The sequence below is a fragment of the Pseudomonas sp. GW822-FHT04C11 genome (assembly GCF_058800905.1).
On record NZ_JBXAMS010000021.1, the window covers coordinates 106,391 to 124,190 of the forward strand.

Sequence of the window (17,800 nt, forward strand, 5' to 3'; positions counted from 1 at the left end):
CAAGGGACTTATCGATGATCAATGGCAGCAAGCGTATTCCCGAACCTCTTCGTTGGGCCATGGTTGGCGGTGGACGCGACAGTCAGATTGGCTACATCCACCGCAGCGCGGCATTGCGTGACCAGTCGTTTGTGCTGGTCGCTGGCGCCTTCGACCTGAACCCGGAGCGCGGTCGGGCGTTCGGCGTGGAACTGGGAGTCGACCCCGAACGCTGCTATGCCGACTATCGCAGCCTGTTTGAAGGTGAGGCAGGGCGGCCGGATGGCATCCAGGCGGTTTCAGTGGCGACGCCCAATGGCACCCATTTCGCAATCACCAAGGCCGCCCTGGAAGCAGGGTTGCACGTGGTCTGCGAAAAGCCGCTGTGCTTCACCCTCGAGGAGGCGCAGACGCTGCGGGAAATTGCCGTGTCAAACAACAGGGTAGTGGGGGTGACCTACGGCTACGCCGGACATCAACTGATCGAACAGGCCCGGCACATGATTGCCCAGGGCGAACTGGGCGAGATTCGCATGGTGCACATGCAGTTTGCCCATGGTTTTCATTGCGAGCCGGTGGAGGCGCAAAGCGAGGCGACCCAATGGCGAGTCGATCCGCGTTTCGCCGGCCCCAGCTATGTACTGGGAGATGTCGGCACCCATCCGCTGTACCTGTCGGAAGTCATGCTGCCCGAACTCAAGATCAAAAGGCTGCTATGCACCCGTCAGAGCTTTGTCAAAAGCCGCGCACCGCTTGAGGACAATGCCTACACGCTGATGGAATACGAAGGCGGGGCAATGGGCAGTGTGTGGTCAAGCGCCGTGAACGCCGGCTCCATGCACGGCCAGAAAATTCGCGTGATCGGCTCTAAAGCCAGCCTCGAGTGGTGGGACGAGCGGCCAAACCAGCTGTCATTCGAAGTCCAGGGCAAACCCGCGCAAGTGCTGGAGCGCGGCATGGGGTATTTGCATCCCGATGCAGTGCTCGATGACCGAATCGGTGCGGGGCACCCGGAAGGGCTCTTCGACGCGTGGTCCAATCTTTACTACCGTTTCGCCGTGGCTATGGACGCCGCCAACCGCGGCAATCATGAGCGCTTGGCGACGTTGCGCTATCCGGATATCCATGCCGGAGTCGAAGGTGTTCGCTGGGTCGAGCGCTGTGTCCAGTCTGCGGACAAAGGCGGGGTCTGGGTCGATTACTGAGACGAGTTCAGCGGTGTGTCACCCTCCATAAAAACAAAGGGATTAACTCACCGCCAGCTAAAAGACTACTGAACGAAGTCACCGGCAATCGAAGTCAGTTCGGTCAGATGGTTGCCGGGCTTTGCTGAACAGTAGCTTCGAGTGGGCTGCAGTCCACCGCCTGTTGCGTCGCATATCGAGGGTTGCCAGGTCATTAGTGAGCCGCGTCGGTGACTCCCCGGTGACTTCGCACAGCAGCGCTGTTATAGCTTCCCCGTTAACCGTGCCGTGCTCTTGTAGAAGATCCGCGACAGCGGTGACAGCGGGCCAGTAGTGACGCACCAGACAGCAGGAGCGGGCGATTGCCCGGGATTCGGCGTCGAGTAGCTTTCGTGCAGGCAGCAAACTGATCAATTCGTAACCCCGGCACCGGTCCCCCCTGCCGCTGGCCCAGGTGAACTTGTCCGATTTGGTGCGCCTGTAGACTGCTTCGGCCACCGGGCCGGCGAAGCAGTCGAGAAGGTCGCGCTCAATAGAATCGATCATTGAGGGTAGGTATTCAGCAATCCCGGGCGCGTCGAAGGATGGGTGCGGGACCAGGTAATCAGCCTCGACCAACCCCTCTACGTTTTGCGGGTTGCCGCGCAGATCAATCATTGGGCCGGTGCAGGCTTCTGTCCTGGTGCGCACAGTGATGCGCTCGATGTGCTGACCATTCCACCAAAAAGCCAGGGCGTGGCCAGCTTCGTGGACGGCCGTGCAGCGCCGGCACTTATTCATGGTCTGGTGCTCTCCCGTACAGGCGTACGTCGTGTAACAGGTCTATTCCTTCCTTGGGTGTCAGGTAAAAGACTAGGCCTATCAGGACCGAATACGCCACCTATTAGCTGACTGCTTTATAGGGGGCTAACCTTAACGGAGCGCTGGTGAAAACTGGCCGGTTGAGACCTGATAAGAGATACGAATAAGTCAGAAGCGTACTAGGCTTGCCGTGGGCCACCGTGCTGGCAACTCGATTGCCGCTATCCGGATTGCCCGTGTGACCACGACGATCAATTGATCGAATTGTTGGCCCTGCAGCTTATGTCATTGATTTCGCTCGTCGCTATCGCGCGCCCACGCGGGGCCGGATAGCCGGATGAACACGACCAAAGGTAGCTCACACATGGCAACTGAATCGAAATGCCCGTTCAATCACGCCGCCGCGGGCGGTGGCCCGTCGAACCGCGACTGGTGGCCGAACCAACTCAATCTGAAGATCCTGCACCAACACTCATCCCTGTCCGACCCCATGGACGAGGGCTTCAACTACGCTGAAGCGTTCAAAAAACTGGACTTTTCAGCGCTCAAGAAAGACCTGCATGCGCTGATGACCGATTCGCAAGACTGGTGGCCTGCGGATTTCGGTCACTATGGGCCGTTCTTTATTCGCATGGCCTGGCACGCCGCAGGCACCTACCGCACCGGTGATGGGCGTGGTGGTGCCGGCTCCGGCCAGCAACGCTTCGCGCCGCTCAACAGTTGGCCGGATAACGTCAGCCTCGACAAGGCACGCCGACTGCTCTGGCCGATCAAGCAAAAGTATGGTCGTAACATCTCCTGGGCCGACCTGATCGTCCTCACCGGCAACGTCGCACTGGAGTCCATGGGCTTCAAGACCTTTGGTTTTTCCGGAGGCCGTCCGGACGTCTGGGGACCGGATGAGGACGTCTACTGGGGCTCGGAAAAAACCTGGCTTGGGGGCGACGTGCGCTATGGCAAAGATGAGAGCCCTACTGTCCAGGAGCGCAACCTGGAGAAACCGCTTGCTGCGGTGCAAATGGGCCTGATCTACGTCAACCCGGAAGGCCCTGAGGGCAACCCGGACCCGGTCGCTGCTGCGGTGGATATCCGCGAAACCTTCGCTCGCATGGCGATGAATGACGAAGAAACCGTGGCATTGATCGCCGGCGGCCACGCCTTCGGCAAGGCCCACGGTGCCGGGCCTGCAACCCATGTCGGCGCCGACCCCGAAGCCGCTGGCCTCGAACAGCAGGGCCTGGGCTGGAAGAGCAGCTTTGGCACTGGCAAAGGTGGCGACACGATCGCCAGCGGCCTGGAAGTGACCTGGACCACTACGCCCACGAAGTGGAGCAACAACTACCTGGAGAACCTGTTCGGTTTCGAGTGGGAACTGACCAAGAGCCCGGCCGGTGCGAACCAGTGGACAGCGAAAAACGGCGCTGGCGCGGGCATAATTCCCGATGCTCACGACCCGTCCAAGCGGCGTAATCCGACCATGCTGACCACGGACCTGTCCCTGCGATTCGACCCGATCTATGAACCGATTTCACGGCGCTTCCTGGCCAATCCGGATCAGTTGGCCGACGCGTTCGCTCGCGCCTGGTTCAAGCTGATCCACCGCGACATGGGGCCGCTCTCGCGCTACCTCGGTCCGGAAATGCCGAACGAAGAGCTCATTTGGCAAGACCCTATTCCAGCGGTCGACCATGCACTGGTCAACGACAGTGACATCGCCTCACTCAAGAGCAAGCTTCTGGCGTCGGGCCTGACAGTCTCGCAGCTTGTATCAACTGCCTGGGCGGCGGCGTCCACCTTCCGAGGCTCCGACAAGCGCGGTGGCGCCAACGGTGGGCGCCTGCGCCTGGCCCCGCAGAAGGACTGGCCGGCCAACCAGCCTGCGAAACTGGCGAACGTGCTGGCGACCCTCGAGAAAATCCAGAGCGAGTTCAACAGCGCGCAGACTGGCGGCAAGAAGATCTCGCTGGCGGACCTGATCGTGCTGGCCGGCTGTGCTGGTGTCGAACAGGCGGCGAAAAATGCCGGTCACACCGTCACGGTGCCTTTCACTCCAGGGCGGATGGACGCGAGCCAAGAGCAGACGGATGTCGAATCCTTCGGGTTTCTCGAACCCATCGCCGATGGCTTCCGCAATTACCTCAAGACCCGATACCGCGTACCGGCCGAGGCGTTACTGATCGACAAGGCGCAACTGCTGACTCTCACCGCGCCAGAAATGACGGTGCTGATTGGCGGCCTGCGCGTGTTGAACACCAACGTCGGACAAACCTCGCACGGGGTCTTCACCAAGAGAACTGAAGCGTTGACCAACGACTTCTTCACCAACCTGCTCGACATGGGCGTGGAATGGAAGCCGGTCTCGGACGCCAATGAAGAGTTTGAAGGACGCGATCGCAAAACCGGCGACCTCAAATGGACAGGCACTCGTGTCGATCTCGTCTTCGGCTCAAACTCGCAACTGCGGGCCTTGGCCGAAGTCTATGCCAGTAGCGATGCGCAGGAGAAGTTCGTGAAAGACTTCGTGGCAGCCTGGACCAAGGTGATGAATCTCGACCGTTTCGACCTCAGGTAACGCGAGCGTTGGACCCTGGATCCCGGAGTGGGCCACCTCGACCTGATCGTTCAGGTCGGGGGGCTCCGGGAACAATCGACAAAATGAGAAGCATCGTCTACACGATGGGACAATCAGCCGGCGCGAGACATCGGTTGCTCTGTGCGCCGATCACGGCGTTCCGTCGCGATGTAGCTCGCGTCGACCTTATTCTTCAAGAAGGGACAGGGTCCTGGCGTCTGGCTCACCGGCGAAAAACTGGTCGAGGGCCTGCTGGAACAGGGGCTGTTCGGGCTTGATACTGGCGAATAGCGTGAGACAGGAGCGCAACTTCAGGTCATCGGGGTGGCCAAGGATGGCCAGCGCACTCTTGTCACGGTGTTGCAGGAGGGTACTGACGCTTTCCTCCAGCCGTGGCCCCAACACATCATGCAGCAGATAGGCCCGGGCTTCGGCAGCACCAGAAATGGCAAAGCGCCGGGCCATCTCGCTATGCCCGAGACCTTGCAGTTGCGGGAAGATGAACCACATCCAGTGGCTGGTCTTGTGCCCGGCGCGCAACTCTTCCATGACTCGGCTGAAAACCGGGCGCTGGGCCTCGACGAAACGAAGAAGATTGAAGGGATCGTGCATGCTTGTACTCCCTCAATTGGCAAGCACTGCAAACGCGCTATTACTTTTTGCACTCCGCTGTCACCACATGGCAGGTACTCGGCGTGCCACCGGATTGGCCTGCATAGCGTTTGCAATTATCCAGGGATTTTTGCCGAGCGATGCCCAAAGTGGAGCCCCAGGCCAAGCCGCCTTCGCCGGCAGAGGGTAGCGCTTTGGCGTAGCAGTTCGAGGCTGTGCTTGAGGTCGAATAGCGGTTTGCGGCAGTTTTGCTTGAGCATCCGGCTGTTAGCGCCAGGTTGATGGCGAGCAGGGAGATCAGGGCCCATGACGAGTATTGACGTGCTGTGATTCTGGTCATGCCGTTTCCCCTGTATCAAGAGTGTGGTCGTGTTCTATTCAGATTAGACAGTGTTGCGCCTGCCCTTGGGCCGGTTCAGCGGACCGAGTGCATTTGGGGGCGTTTTTGCCGGGCTGGCTCTTTTCAGTTGGTGATTGTCCAAAAGAGCCGCGCAAAGAATAACGGCTCGTCAGATATCACGAGCCGCTGTTGAGAACGTGCTTATCGGGGGAAGTTCACGAATGTCGGATCGGCCTCAAAGGTGATCCGCATCAATCACCGCCTTGGCGAACGCCTGCGGAGCCTCCTGCGGCAGGTTGTGGCCGATGCCGCCGCTGATCAACCGGAACTCGTATTTACCGGTGAAGCGCTTGGCGTAATCCTCAGGGGCAGGGTGTGGCGCGCCGTTGGCGTCGCCTTCAAGGGTGATGGTCGGCACGCTGATGGACGGCGCCTTGGCCAGTTTCTGCTCTAAAGCTTCGTATTGGGGCTCGCCTTGAATCAGGCCCAGGCGCCAGCGGTAGTTGAACACGGTGATGTCGACATGGTCGGGGTTGTCCAGTGCCTTGGCGCTGCGATCGTAGGTGGCGTCATCGAACGCCCATTTCGGCGAAGCCGTTTGCCATATCAACTTGGCGAAGTCGTGGGTGTTTTTCTCGTACCCGGCGCGACCGCGGTCAGTGGCGAAGTAAAACTGATACCACCACTGCAATTCAGCCTTCGGCGGCAGCGGGTTCTTGCCGGCCGCCTGGTTACCGATCAGATAGCCGCTGACCGAGACCAGTGCCTTGACCCGTTCTGGCCATAGCGCCGAGACGATGTCAGCCGACCGCGCGCCCCAATCATAGCCACCGAGCACGGCTTGCTTGATCTTCAGTGCATCCATGAAGTCGATGACGTCACTTGCCAGCGCGGTCGGTTGGCCATTGCGAAGAGTTTTTTCGGATAGAAAATGCGTATCGCCGTAGCCGCGCGCATATGGCATCAGCACTCGATAGCCCTTTGCTGCAAGTAAGGGTGCGACCTCGTCATAGCTGTGAATGTCGTACGGCCAGCCGTGCAGAAGAATCACCACCGGTCCATTGGCCGGGCCTGTTTCGGCGTATGCCACGTTCAGTAGTCCGGCGTTGACATGCTTCAGCGGGCCGAACGGAGAGGGTGCCGCATGAGCGGTACTAGCATTGATCACGGCTGGCTGTGCGGTTGCGGTCGTTTGCGCGTGGGCCGCGCCGAGAGTGCCAAACAGGCTGAGCGCGAGGACTGACGAGCCGACCAGACGGTGGCGTGTTTTACCGGTTTTGTTGTTTTGCACTGCCATCTTCATGGTGATGTCTCCGTTACAAGTTGTTGACTGCAGAGTCTGGCTGATTCCCTTCAAACCTTGCTTGCATTTGAAGGCGGTGACGTATCGGGCCTGTGTCGAATCGCAGGCCAGATGAAAGCCTGCATGTCGAGATGTTATTCAGAAACACTGCCATGCACAGCGTATCAGCAGATTTGCTATGGGATGACCCCCTGCATTCGTCATGAGGCGGATCATCCTGGCAGGCCGCGTCCTTGCGAAGATCGGCCAAAAGCAGCCCATAACCAGGGTTCGCTTTGGGCCGATGCGCAAGCGCCAGGTTTGGGGCGAGCCATGGTCTTGATCGCATAAAGTTGAAATGCACGGCGTTGCCCGACAGAATCGCGCCCCGATCCAGCCAAAGGTGCCGGACGTTCGTGGTGAAAAGGGGCAGCAGTTGAACGAACAGACATTGTCCATGCGCCTGGAGCGTGTGGCGTGGCATGTGCCAGCAGGTGCACGGCTGGCCGATATCGGCTCGGATCATGGCTACCTGCCGGTGGCGTTGATGCGCCGTGGCGCTATCGCGGCGGCGGTGGCCGGCGAGGTGGCATTGACGCCGTTTTACTCAGCCGAACGCACTGTGCGCGAGAACGGCCTGGACCAGCGGATCAGCGTGCGCCTGGCCAACGGCCTGGCGGCGATCGAGCCGGGAGACGGGATCACGGCGATCAGCATCTGCGGGATGGGCGGCGAGACGATCCGCGACATCCTCGACAGTGGCAAAGCGCGCCTGAGCGGCCAGGAGCGCCTGATCCTGCAGCCCAACGGCGGCGAGCAGCCACTGCGCCAATGGCTGATGGAGAATGGTTACTGCATCCTCTGTGAGGAACTGCTACGGGAAAACCGCTTCGACTACGAAATCATCGTCGCCGAGCGCGCCGGGCCGGTGATGTACAGCGCCGAGGAGCTGTACTTCGGCCCGCTGCAGATGCAGGCCCGCAGTCCGGCGTTCCTGGCCAAGTGGCAGCGCATACTGCGCGAGAAGCACAAGACTCTGAGCAACTTCGCCCGGGCGCGGCAGGCCGTGCCCGAGGAGAAGGTGCAAGACATCGCCCGGCAGGCCCGGTGGATCAGCGACCTGCTGGCTTGAGCCTCGGTCCAGGGGGTTGTACGGAAAGCCACCGAGCGGCGATGTTGCGGGCTATTCAGCGGCGCCACGATCCATCAGGCAATTCAACCTGCCGCTGAGCCGCAGCCAAGGCAACCTTCAGCCCCTGTTTATCCAATGGGATGCAGTAGGCGGGTTTAGCCCGTTCGAATCGCCAGCTTTCATCAAGACTGCCAGCATCGACAGCGTCGAATCCAATTTCGTCGAGCAATGTGATCACCAGGGCTTTTGCGACCGGGTCATCCGCGGCGATCGGCAGTGCGCGTCGGTCGGGTGCCGCTTTCGGGCGCGAGTCCTGAACCAGGTCTTGAGCGAGGATTGCGTTAAAGACCTTGACCACCCTGGAGTCGGGCAGATGCTCGGCAAGCAGGCGGCTGGTGGTGGTTTCGAATCGGTCCAGGATGGGAATGTGGCCGTCTCGTTCCGGGTAGTAGTTGTTGGCATCCAGGACGGTTTTGCCCTCCAGCCACTTGGCCGGCACGCTTCGGTATTGCGCCAGCGGAATTGCCACGAGAACCACTTCGCCAAACTGCGCTGCCTCCTCGAGGGTCCCGACTTTACTGCCGGGAATGCCACTGAGCACGCTGCTCATGGTCTGTGGCCCACGTGAGTTGCTGAGCATTGCCTCGTGCCCTGCAGCTATAACCAATTGCGCCACTGCACGTCCGATGAACCCTGCGCCAATAATGCCTATCCGCATGTCGTTGCTCCGTTGTTTGTCAGGAAAAGGCTATGATGATTGGCAACCAATGGGAGATAAATAACCATCCGAGACTTAGTCTTGTTACCAGGAGTGTTGAATGATGGATCGCTTGACGAGCATGAGCGCTTTTGTGATGGCGGCGGAGTCAGGCTCCTATGCCCGTGCCGCAGAGCGCTTGGGCATGTCGCCGCAGATGGTGGCCAAGCATGTTGCCGCTCTTGAGCACCGGCTGGGCGCGCGGCTACTGAACCGTACCACCCGGCGGCAGAGCCTGACTGAACTGGGAAGTGCTTACTATGAACGCTGCAAGCATATTGTGAGCGAAGCCCAGGCTGCCGACTCCCTTGCGCAGATCATGAATGACACCCCTCGTGGCAAACTGAAAATCAGTGCTCCCGTGACTTTCGGTTCCTATAGCCTCATGCCGTTCGTGACGGATTTTTTGCGTCACCACCCTGAAGTGGAAATCGATCTGCATTTGACGGATCGCTTCGTCGATCTGGTGGAAGAGGGCTATGAAGTGGCTTTCCGGATCGGTCCCCTGGCCAACTCCAGTTTGACCGCCAGACCGTTGGCGCCTTATCGGCTGGTGGCCTGCGCAACACCGAGCTACCTGATTGAACGCGGAACGCCACAAACACCGGCTGATCTCGAGAACCATGAATGTTTGGGATTTGCCTATTGGTCCCGCCCGGCCGACCGCGAATGGCAGTTCTGCAAGGGGTCCACCGTTCATAAGGTACAGGTCACCAGTCGCTTGCAAGTCAACGAGAGCAAGGCACTGCTGTCAGCCGCGCTTGAGGGGTTTGGAATTGTCCTTGGATCCGAAGACTTTCTTCAGCCGGCGCTGCAAAGCGGCGAGTTGGTGCGGCTGTTAACTGATTTCGAAGCGCCGAGCCGACACATGCATTTGCTCTACACGGCAAATCGCCAGAGAACGGCCAAACTCCGACGATTTATCGATGCAGCAATCGCCCGCTTTGGTGCGATTTGAGCCGGCTTTTAAGTTGTCCAACTCGCATTGACCTGTGATTGGTCCCGGTCGCAGGTTACCGCGTCATTGACTGGATGCTTTTTTCCACTCCGTATACGCCAGCGGCAAACACACTGCACACGGTCGATAGCCCGCCGCGCGGGCTATGGCTTCATCGGCAAAAAACACCCGGTGCGCGACATAGCCACCACGGGCAATGGCCCGCAGTGCAGCAGGGCAGTCCAGTCGACCGTAAATTCGGGATCGTCGATGACCACCCATTTGTCCGGGTTCGGCGCTGTCTAGCGGTTCGCCCTGAGCATTGATCAACACAAAGCGTTTCATCGGTTCGGCACTCGCCACAAATACCAGGCCGCGACGGTTCTATAGGGGCTCCATGCCTGACCGATATCGACCATCTGCTTGCGGCTTGGCTGTTGCTCCAGGCCCTTGAGACGGCGGTAGCCGTCGCGCACGCCAAAGTCGTCGGCGGGCAGGATGTCCATGCGTTCGAGGGTGTAGATCAGCAGCATCTCGACAGTCCAGCGGCCGACACCGCGTAACCGGGTCAGGCGTTCGATCAATTCGTCGTCGCTCATCGACAGCGCGTTTGAACGATCCGGCACCAGCCCCTCCAGTGCGCCTTGGGCGATACCGTGAAGCGTGGCGATCTTGCTGCCGGAGAAACCACAGCCGCGCAGGACCTCGAATTCACAGGCCAGCAATTGCTCGGGCGTCGGGAACGGCGAGTCGGGAAACAGCGCGATCAAACGCCCGAGAATGGCATCGCCGGCCTTGGCATGGAGTTGCTGATAAGCAATGGCCCGAACCAGCGCTTCGCAGGGATCACGAGCCGGTTTTGGCTGATGCAGGCACGGGCCGATGGCGGCGATGTGCCGCGCCCAGTCCGGGTCGATGGCGGACAGGTAGTGGCTGGCGGGGTGATAGGGCATGGAAATTCCAGGCAGAAGTTCAGGTACTGCAAGCAGATTAAAGATCTGCCCGCTGGATCGCACCCGGTCTCTTGCGCTCGAATTTTCGCGCAGGTGTGGCGCCATTAACGCATTCGATCATCAAAACGCCAGCTACCGACAGTGACGCAGCACGGATGCGCTACCGGGGTTCCATAATCCGCAGTACCGGGTGCCCGTCGATATCCTTGAGTGGAAAATACGAGCGGTGTGTCGCTGTATCCACAGCAACGACGTGCGCATGCGGGCCTACGCGGCCACTGCCGATGTTCGTGACGACGCTGTCCTTGACGTGGAACATCGACACCATGCCGGCCTCTGCAGCCACATAAAGCGTGCCCGGTACGGGGTCAAACGCGAGCACGTCAGGGGTTCCTCCAGTATCGAACGCCTGGATAACCTGCATCGTGCGCATGTCCAGTACCAGGAGTTTGTCGTTACCTTCGCATGCGATAAAGGCCAGCCGGTCACGCGGGGTGATCAACAAGCCATGGTTGCCTCTTGCCCCCGGCAAATCAATGCGCGCAACGATCCGGTCGGTTGCGGGATCGATCTCGATCAGTTGCCCGCGTGTCTGGACATTAACGAAAATGTGCCGTGATACAGGGTCATATTGTGTATTGCCGACTTCGCCTCCGAGGGGAATCGTTGCGACGCGAGTGTTGGTGCGCACGTCGATTACCGTTTCGGTCTTGCCGTTTTCGTTCGATACGTAAAGCTTGTGAAGGTCGGGCACATAAGCCATTCCGTCTGGGTAGACACCGCCGGGAATACGACTGACAACGGCCAGGGTCGTTTCGTCAATCGCCACGATTTCGTTGGTGCCCGTCGCCGACGCGTAGACACGCGACAGTTCAGGAATAACCAGTACACCGTGCACCGACGAAACGTTCGCAATGCGTCCAACGACGCGGGATTCACGCAGGTCAAAGACGATCACTTCGCTGTCGCCCAAATGGGCGATGAACAACAGGTTGCGCGCTGGATCGTAGCTCTCGTAGTCAAGCCGAGTAGCGCCACCGGGCAACGGAATGTCGGTGACATGTTTCAGTGGCAGGTCGTTGGTCGATGGTTTGTCTGCAGCCTGAACGTCGCGAAGGTTCGCGACGTTCATGACGGCTAGCGCCATCAACAGGACGGCGAAGACTGGCAGAGCAAAACGTCGTTTGTGCCGTAGGGTCATGAGGTCCTCTTCTGCTTGGGCAGGGCGACGTCAATCGTCCTGCCTTTGTCCCGGTAATACAGGATTAGAACGTTCAGTGTGAACAGGCCTCATCACATCTGCGGAGGCCAGTTATGCGTCTCGCCTTGACACTCCTTGCACCAGGCGTACAGCGCGTCATACATGATCAAACCGTGCGACAGCATTTCCTGGTCATCGGCAAAGCGTTGCGACAGTCCTAGAGAAATCGCGTACAGCCCAGCCGATTGCGGCGTCAGATCAAGGCGGGAGGTATCCGCCCCACGCACGATTTTGGCCAAATGCTGCAAGGCGGTATCACTGAGCTGGTACTTCTTCAGGAACGCATCGAAGCTGCACAGCTCACCTACGTGGGAAAGCTCGACGCCCGGAATATCGTAAGGCGTTGCATCTTTCTCAGCGGCAAGCCGCAGAACGTCTTTGCTGGGGACGTAGAGGAACTCGGCCTGTGGATCGATAAAACGAGTGATCAGCCAAGGACAAGCGATGCGATCAATCTTGGGTCGTTCACGGGTAATCCACCTCATGCAACACCTCCTGCCTGGTTCGACAGGCTGGATGATCCGGCAGGCCCGATGCCTGCCAGGAAACGTTTGATCGCCGCACGCTTTCTAGCGCAGCAGATGCACTGCCAATCCAATGAGCGCACAGGCCATCAATACTTGAATGACGCCACGCTTGAAGCGAAACAAGGCAATCGCTGCGGCAATGGCGATCAGCGCAGAGGGCCAGTCGAGGGTGCCGCTGAACCCTTTGGGCCACAGCACGTGATAGCCGAAGAACACTGCCAGATTAAGAATCACCCCAACCACAGCGGCGGTAATCCCGGTGAGCGGCGCGGTGAACTTGAGTTCGTTGTGCGTCGTCTCCACCAGCGGGCCGCCGGCAAGGATGAACAGGAACGAAGGCAGGAAGGTGAACCAGGTCACCAGCGTCGCCGCTACGGCGCCGCCGAGAAACACCTGGTCGGCGCCGAACACCTGCGAAACATAGGCCCCGACAAAGCCGACGAAAGCCACCACCATAATCAGCGGCCCCGGCGTGGTTTCCCCCAGCGCCAAGCCGTCGATCATTTGTGTCGGGGTCAACCAGCCATAGTGTCCGACTGCGCCCTGGTAGACATACGGGAGCACCGCGTAGGCGCCGCCAAATGTCAGCAGTGCCGCCTTGGTGAAGAACCAGGCCATCTGGGTCAAGGTACCTTCCCAGCCAAAGAGTGTGGTCAGGATCGCCATTGGCAACGCCCATAACACCGCGCCGATGAGTGTCAGCAGCGCCAGCTTCAACCAGCTGAACCGGGCATGGTCGGGGGAAGGGGTGTCGTCATCGATCAATGCCGGGCCGTAGGATTTTTGGGCGGCGCTGTGGCCTCCGATCCGGAACTTCTCGGGAGCAAAACGGCCACCCAGATAGCCGATCAAGGCCGCACTGAGCACGATCAGTGGAAAGGGCACATTGAATGCAAATATCGCCGCGAACGACGCCGCCGCGATGGCCCACAGCCAATTGTTCTTCAGCGCTCGCGAACCGATTCGATGAGCCGCCTGTACGACAATGGCGGTCACGGCCGGTTTGATGCCATAGAAAAGCCCGGCGACCATTGGCACGTCGCCGAAGGCGATATACATCCAGGACAAGGCAATCAGGATGAACAGCGAGGGCAGCACAAACAGCCCACCTGCAATGACACCGCCCCAGGTTCGATGCATCAGCCAGCCGATGTAGGTTGCCAGCTGCTGGGCTTCCGGTCCTGGCAGCAACATGCAGTAGTTGAGGGCATGCAGAAATCGCCGCTCGGAAATCCAGCGCCGTCGTTCGACCAACTCCTGGTGCATGATCGAAATCTGTCCTGCCGGCCCGCCGAAACTGATGAAACCCAGCTTGAGCCAGAACCAGAATGCCTCACGCAAACTGATCGCCTCAGGCCTTGGCAGTTCAGCTTCAACAAGCGATGGAGATGCCTTACTCATTGGGGTTGTTCCTCTTTCACAAACGCGGCAAGCAGGCCGTCGAAGATGGCGCTCGCAGTAGCCAACAAGTGGTCATCATCAGTCATGGTTTCGCGTAGTCCGGCCAGCACCCGCTCGAGGCCGGCAGCCTCGACCGGCTGAATGCCGCCGATGTCGAGGTAATGCACGAGGGCTGCAACGCGCTCCAGACCCGGCGCCTGGATTTCAAAGCTGGCTTGCAGGGTTTCGAAGGTCACACGGTTGCCGACATGACTGAAGGTCGCCTCATCGAAATCGAAACCCAGGGCATCGGCGGGGCAGTCCTGCGGGCTGTTCAGCCAGAGGATCCGAGCGTGTGGATCGATGAAGCGTCGAATCAGCCAGGCGCAGGCCAGTCGATCAACCCAGGGCCGCTTGCGCGTTGCCCATACGCGACCCTGAAAGTCCGCAAGACTCAGCGGCACGATTGGCTGGTCGCGGCTATGGGGTTCGTCTGCCGACAATGCGCGACTGACGGCGGTCTCAAGTTCTTGCAAAACCGCGTCGATCTGCTGCTTCGGCTTACCAGGAAAATAATCGATAGTGGTCAGTTGTTCGTAGGCTTTGCGCAGCTTGCGAATCTGCTTGGTGGTCGCCAGTGCATTCTCGGTATTGAGCTGTGCACGGCAGGCATCGATCTCGGCGCCGAGCTTGCTGTACTCATCGCTACGGTCGAACAACGCTACGAAGCGTTCGCCATTTGGGTCGACGACAGGCAGGACATAGGCGGTGCCATTGATGGCCAGAATATCGCGTTCGACCGAGGACAGTGCTTCACGACAGGCGACCGTGTCCGGCAGCAGATAGGCGCCATCGCGTAACACCGCCGCTCCAGAGGCTTTCAGGGCGCGCCAGGCTCGCATGCGCTCGGTGGCATTGGCGGTCGGTAGGCCAAGGATTAATGCGAGCCAGTTTTTCATTTTATGTAGAGATACATTCAAAAAAAGTTTGTATATCTACAGTATTCCTCTCCGGGCCGATTGAAAAGCCCTCGCGCGCAAAGCATTTTGTCGGCTTGCCTGAACTGGCTTCAATGCTTGTGCCGGTGATGAATGTCGGGGTAATGCGGGTGGCTGTGGCGGATCGCCTGATGCTGGTGAACGTGACTGTGAGGTTCGCTGCCATCCCATTCAAAGTCATGCTCATGCTGATGGTGTTCATCGTGAACATGCCGGTGACCATGGATGAGCGGCTCGTGCTGGTGGTCGTGCGCGTGGCTTTCAGTGAGGTGAATCCAGACGCCAATGCCCATCAGCAGGGCGGCGATCCAGAACGTCAGTGAAGCAGGCTCGCCGAGGATCAGAATCGCAATCGCCGCCCCCAGAAACGGCGCGGTCGAAAAGTACGCGCCAGTGCGTGCCGTGCCGAGGCCGCGAAGGGCGAGCACGAACAGCACCAGGCTAATGCCGTAACCGAGAAAGCCGACCAGGAGTATCGGCGCGAGCGTGGCAATGTTCGGTAGTTTGGCCCCCAACGATAACGCCAGCGTACAGTTGACCGCCCCCGCGACCAGCCCCTTGATACCGGCAATGAACAGGGCATCGGACGCCGAGATCTTGCGGGTCAGGTTGTTATCGATGGCCCAGCAGGCACAGGCCAGCGCGACGGCCAGCGGGCCGATCCAGCCTTGTGCGTGTGTCGAGTCTTGCGGCCAGGCCAGGAACACTCCGCCAGCGACGATGGCCAACATCCCCGCAACGATTCGCCGATCAGCATTCTCCTTGAACACCAGCCAGGCCAGCAGCGCGGTCAGTACCGATTCCAGATTGAGCATCAGCGAGGCCGTTGCCCCTGACGTCAGGGTCAAGCCGAACATCAATGCCACCGGCCCAAGCACACCGCCGAAGGCAATGGCACCGATCAGCCACGGCCACTCGCCGGCCGTCAGGCCGGTTGCCTGCCAGCCGCGGTCACGGATAAACCTGACCAGGGTCAAGCCGAGGCCACTGCCCAGGTACAGCAGCCCTGCCAGTAAAATCGGTGAGACCTCCACACCCAGCAGTTTGGCCAGAGGGGTACTGGCGCCAAACAGTGCGGCCGCGCTCAAGGCGTAGAAAATACTCAGGTTCATGGGGGGCTCAGTGTCTTAACGTTCAAGGAGATTCAGGCCCTGTGGGCCATCAGAAATGCCAATACTGCCAATGATATCGCGCTACTTGAGCTTGATGCCCGGTTGGCGTTCATTTCAGGTACAAAAACCACGCCCCAGCGCGTGAAAGCTGCGGCGTCCTGTCCAATGAACGTCTGCTATTCGACGTGGACTCACCCGGTCGATTGTCGCGGCAGCAAGCATTGGGCATTATCCTTTGCCTGATATGAAGGAACGTATCCCATGACTACTACACCTACGTTGCATTTGATGTGCGGCAAGATCGCGTCTGGTAAATCAACGTTGGCAAAGGTACTTGCCGACAACCACGCGGCCATCCTACTCAGCGAAGACCATTGGCTTTCGATGCTTTACCCCGGAGAGATCCGTTCGGTGGGCGATTATGTGCAGTGTGCACATCGCATTCGTGGGGTATTGGGGCCGTTGGTCACCAACATGCTTGCGGCAGGTGTTTGCGTGGTACTGGATTTTCCTGCAAACACCGTCTCTGATCGCGAGTGGTTGCGCACCTTGGCAGATCATGCAAGGGCGCAGCATTGCCTGCATTATCTGGACGTTGACGAAGAGACTTGCCGCGCCAGATTGCACGCACGGAACGCCGAGGGCGCACATGATTTCGCAGCCACAGACGCCGAGTTTGATCTGATCACACGCTACTTCAGCATTCCGGGCGAGGAGGAGGGGCTGGTTGTCGTTGTACATTAGCAACGATCAACTTTGCGCTGGGCGACCACGTGGTAGCCGCCCCCTGCAGTGAACACGATTGCGAACAGGCCCGCCAGCAGGCTCGCGCCCCATAGCGCGCCATGGTCTTCGATGATCGCGGTGCTGGAGGGTGCATCGGCGCGGTAGAGCACTGTCACTGAGTCGCCCACCGCGTAGCCGAATATAAACCCGTTCTCGGGGTAGCTGACTGCCTTGCCCGTGGCGTCGGTGAAGTCAATTTGTGGGTGGCTGCCACCCGCGTTCAGGGCGCTGACATGCCCTTCGGCGCGTTGCGCCTGGGCCAGAAAGCCAAGCCGGTCTTCGACCAGCCATAGGGTGAGGTAGAGCAGGCACAGGCCCAGCGGGATGAAAATCAGCGCGCGAGGCAGATCGCCCCGGCCAGAAGATGGCGTCTTGGTCATGGCAGGTCCCTTGCATCGTCCGTAAACGCCGGTCATTACGAAGAACCGGCGGGAATCTGTCAATCGGATGGGGAAGAACTGCGCCTGGTGCTGTCCGGCGTTCATATCGGTGCCATTGCGTTTACTGACTTCGTCATGATCCATGGCAGCCTCCAAAAGCGGGACCGGTATTTTTATCACCGGTGTCGGGCGGTTTAACGGGTTTCGCGAGCGATACCATTTTGATATCTCATCCATTAAAGTATGCGCCGCTCGAGAGATGGATCCCGGGCTTTTTCTCATGGAGTAATTCAGTGAAGCACCTCAGCAAAGTTGTTGCCGTTGTACTGTTCGGCCTGGTTCTGGCGGGTTGCACCGGCACCTCGATGAAAACCCAGCACTATGACAGCACCCAATACACCGTTCTGGGTCACAGTGAAGCGAGTGCCACAGGCCTCATGCTGTTTGGCTGCATCCCGATCCAGCAGAACAGCCGTTTTGTTCGTGCTCAGGACGCGGCGATCAAGGCCAAGGGCGGCGATGCAATGATCAACACCCAGGTGCAGGAAAAATGGTTCTGGGCTTGGGTCCTGACCGGTTACACCACCAAGATTTCTGGCGATGTGATCAAGCTGAAAAACGTTCAGTAAGCGCGGTACCGAGCCTGCGGGCAAGTACGCGCTGACGTGAAAAAGCCCGGTTTAGCCGCAATGCTGTTCACTTAAGCCGATGTTTCAGGCACAACCGCAGGTGTGGCGAGGGAGCTTGCTCCCGCTGGGGCGCGAAGCGGCCCTGAATTGGGCCTGCTACGCAGTCCAGCGGGAGCAA

Annotated in this window: 19 protein-coding genes; 6 read left to right on the plus strand and 13 right to left on the minus strand. The window is 59.4% G+C overall.

The genetic code is table 11. The features are described from left to right. Positions 1-14: 14 nt before the first annotated feature. A complete protein-coding gene (locus tag AC1RJ3_RS26705; protein ID WP_103314407.1) occupies positions 15-1,184 on the plus strand; it encodes a Gfo/Idh/MocA family protein in 1,170 nt (389 codons plus the stop codon). Between the two features lie 78 nt (positions 1,185-1,262). On the opposite strand, the gene AC1RJ3_RS26710 is transcribed toward AC1RJ3_RS26705, so the two are convergent. Further along, on the minus strand, positions 1,263-1,943 hold the full coding sequence (locus AC1RJ3_RS26710) for a hypothetical protein (RefSeq protein WP_347929858.1): 681 nt from the start codon (positions 1,941-1,943) through the stop codon (positions 1,263-1,265). 358 nt (positions 1,944-2,301) lie between these two features. Here AC1RJ3_RS26710 and katG point away from each other — a divergent pair, with 358 nt between their 5' ends. After that, positions 2,302-4,536 (plus strand): catalase/peroxidase HPI, encoded by a 2,235-nt coding sequence (katG, locus tag AC1RJ3_RS26715; RefSeq protein WP_347929859.1) that lies wholly within the window; start codon positions 2,302-2,304, stop codon positions 4,534-4,536. A gap of 186 nt (positions 4,537-4,722) precedes the next feature. On the opposite strand, the gene AC1RJ3_RS26720 is transcribed toward katG, so the two are convergent. The 3 genes from AC1RJ3_RS26720 to AC1RJ3_RS26730 form a co-directional block, all read right to left on the minus strand. Continuing rightward, on the minus strand, positions 4,723-5,148 hold the full coding sequence (locus AC1RJ3_RS26720; RefSeq protein WP_493081424.1) for a DUF1810 domain-containing protein: 426 nt from the start codon (positions 5,146-5,148) through the stop codon (positions 4,723-4,725). 40 nt (positions 5,149-5,188) lie between these two features. Then, positions 5,189-5,488, minus strand: coding sequence for a DUF4189 domain-containing protein (locus tag AC1RJ3_RS26725; RefSeq protein ID WP_054597078.1), 300 nt, complete (start codon positions 5,486-5,488; stop codon positions 5,189-5,191). 235 nt (positions 5,489-5,723) lie between these two features. Next, a complete protein-coding gene (locus AC1RJ3_RS26730) occupies positions 5,724-6,791 on the minus strand; it encodes an alpha/beta fold hydrolase (RefSeq protein ID WP_103314412.1) in 1,068 nt (355 codons plus the stop codon). A 415-nt stretch (positions 6,792-7,206) separates the two neighbouring features. Between AC1RJ3_RS26730 and AC1RJ3_RS26735 the strand changes: the two genes are divergently transcribed. Next, on the plus strand, positions 7,207-7,902 hold the full coding sequence (locus AC1RJ3_RS26735) for a tRNA (adenine(22)-N(1))-methyltransferase (protein ID WP_493081443.1): 696 nt from the start codon (positions 7,207-7,209) through the stop codon (positions 7,900-7,902). Positions 7,903-7,957: 55 nt separating this feature from the next. Here AC1RJ3_RS26735 and AC1RJ3_RS26740 read toward each other — a convergent pair whose 3' ends face one another. Then, complete coding sequence (locus AC1RJ3_RS26740; protein ID WP_493081426.1) at positions 7,958-8,620, minus strand: NADPH-dependent F420 reductase; 663 nt, start codon at positions 8,618-8,620, stop codon at positions 7,958-7,960. Between the two features lie 103 nt (positions 8,621-8,723). Here AC1RJ3_RS26740 and AC1RJ3_RS26745 point away from each other — a divergent pair, with 103 nt between their 5' ends. Then, on the plus strand, positions 8,724-9,617 hold the full coding sequence (locus AC1RJ3_RS26745; RefSeq protein WP_493081445.1) for a LysR family transcriptional regulator: 894 nt from the start codon (positions 8,724-8,726) through the stop codon (positions 9,615-9,617). A 63-nt stretch (positions 9,618-9,680) separates the two neighbouring features. Here AC1RJ3_RS26745 and AC1RJ3_RS26750 read toward each other — a convergent pair whose 3' ends face one another. From AC1RJ3_RS26750 to AC1RJ3_RS26780, 7 genes are all read right to left on the minus strand, one after another. Next, the gene (locus AC1RJ3_RS26750; protein WP_493081428.1) at positions 9,681-9,941 is read right to left on the minus strand and encodes an Ada metal-binding domain-containing protein; all 261 of its coding nucleotides are present in this window, start codon (positions 9,939-9,941) and stop codon (positions 9,681-9,683) included. After that, positions 9,938-10,549, minus strand: a complete 612-nt coding sequence (locus AC1RJ3_RS26755; protein WP_493081430.1) for a DNA-3-methyladenine glycosylase family protein — start codon at positions 10,547-10,549, stop codon at positions 9,938-9,940. The genes AC1RJ3_RS26750 and AC1RJ3_RS26755 overlap by 4 nt, the downstream gene beginning before the upstream one ends. Positions 10,550-10,709: 160 nt before the next feature. After that, the gene (locus AC1RJ3_RS26760; protein WP_493081431.1) at positions 10,710-11,750 is read right to left on the minus strand and encodes a hypothetical protein; all 1,041 of its coding nucleotides are present in this window, start codon (positions 11,748-11,750) and stop codon (positions 10,710-10,712) included. Between the two features lie 92 nt (positions 11,751-11,842). Then, a complete protein-coding gene (locus tag AC1RJ3_RS26765; protein ID WP_493081433.1) occupies positions 11,843-12,295 on the minus strand; it encodes a chromate resistance protein ChrB domain-containing protein in 453 nt (150 codons plus the stop codon). 84 nt (positions 12,296-12,379) lie between these two features. Beyond that, a complete protein-coding gene (gene chrA / locus AC1RJ3_RS26770; RefSeq protein WP_493081435.1) occupies positions 12,380-13,738 on the minus strand; it encodes a chromate efflux transporter in 1,359 nt (452 codons plus the stop codon). Further along, positions 13,735-14,676 carry a chromate resistance protein ChrB domain-containing protein gene (locus AC1RJ3_RS26775; RefSeq protein ID WP_493081437.1) on the minus strand — a complete coding sequence of 314 codons (942 nt, stop codon included), beginning with the start codon at positions 14,674-14,676 and terminating at the stop codon, positions 13,735-13,737. Before AC1RJ3_RS26775 ends, chrA begins: the two co-directional genes overlap by 4 nt. Before the next feature lie 110 nt (positions 14,677-14,786). Then, positions 14,787-15,827, minus strand: coding sequence for a DMT family transporter (locus AC1RJ3_RS26780; protein ID WP_054597086.1), 1,041 nt, complete (start codon positions 15,825-15,827; stop codon positions 14,787-14,789). 261 nt (positions 15,828-16,088) lie between these two features. Here AC1RJ3_RS26780 and AC1RJ3_RS26785 point away from each other — a divergent pair, with 261 nt between their 5' ends. Then, entirely contained in the window at positions 16,089-16,571 is a 483-nt protein-coding gene (locus AC1RJ3_RS26785; RefSeq protein ID WP_347929871.1) for a P-loop nucleotide/nucleoside kinase family protein, read from the plus strand. Here the strand turns inward: AC1RJ3_RS26785 and AC1RJ3_RS26790 are convergent. Then, complete coding sequence (locus AC1RJ3_RS26790; RefSeq protein WP_347930026.1) at positions 16,568-16,993, minus strand: DUF3592 domain-containing protein; 426 nt, start codon at positions 16,991-16,993, stop codon at positions 16,568-16,570. The genes AC1RJ3_RS26785 and AC1RJ3_RS26790 overlap by 4 nt on opposite strands. A 293-nt stretch (positions 16,994-17,286) precedes the next feature. Here AC1RJ3_RS26790 and AC1RJ3_RS26795 point away from each other — a divergent pair, with 293 nt between their 5' ends. Continuing rightward, on the plus strand, positions 17,287-17,622 hold the full coding sequence (locus tag AC1RJ3_RS26795; protein ID WP_054597088.1) for a hypothetical protein: 336 nt from the start codon (positions 17,287-17,289) through the stop codon (positions 17,620-17,622). The last annotated feature ends 178 nt before the right edge of the window (positions 17,623-17,800 follow it).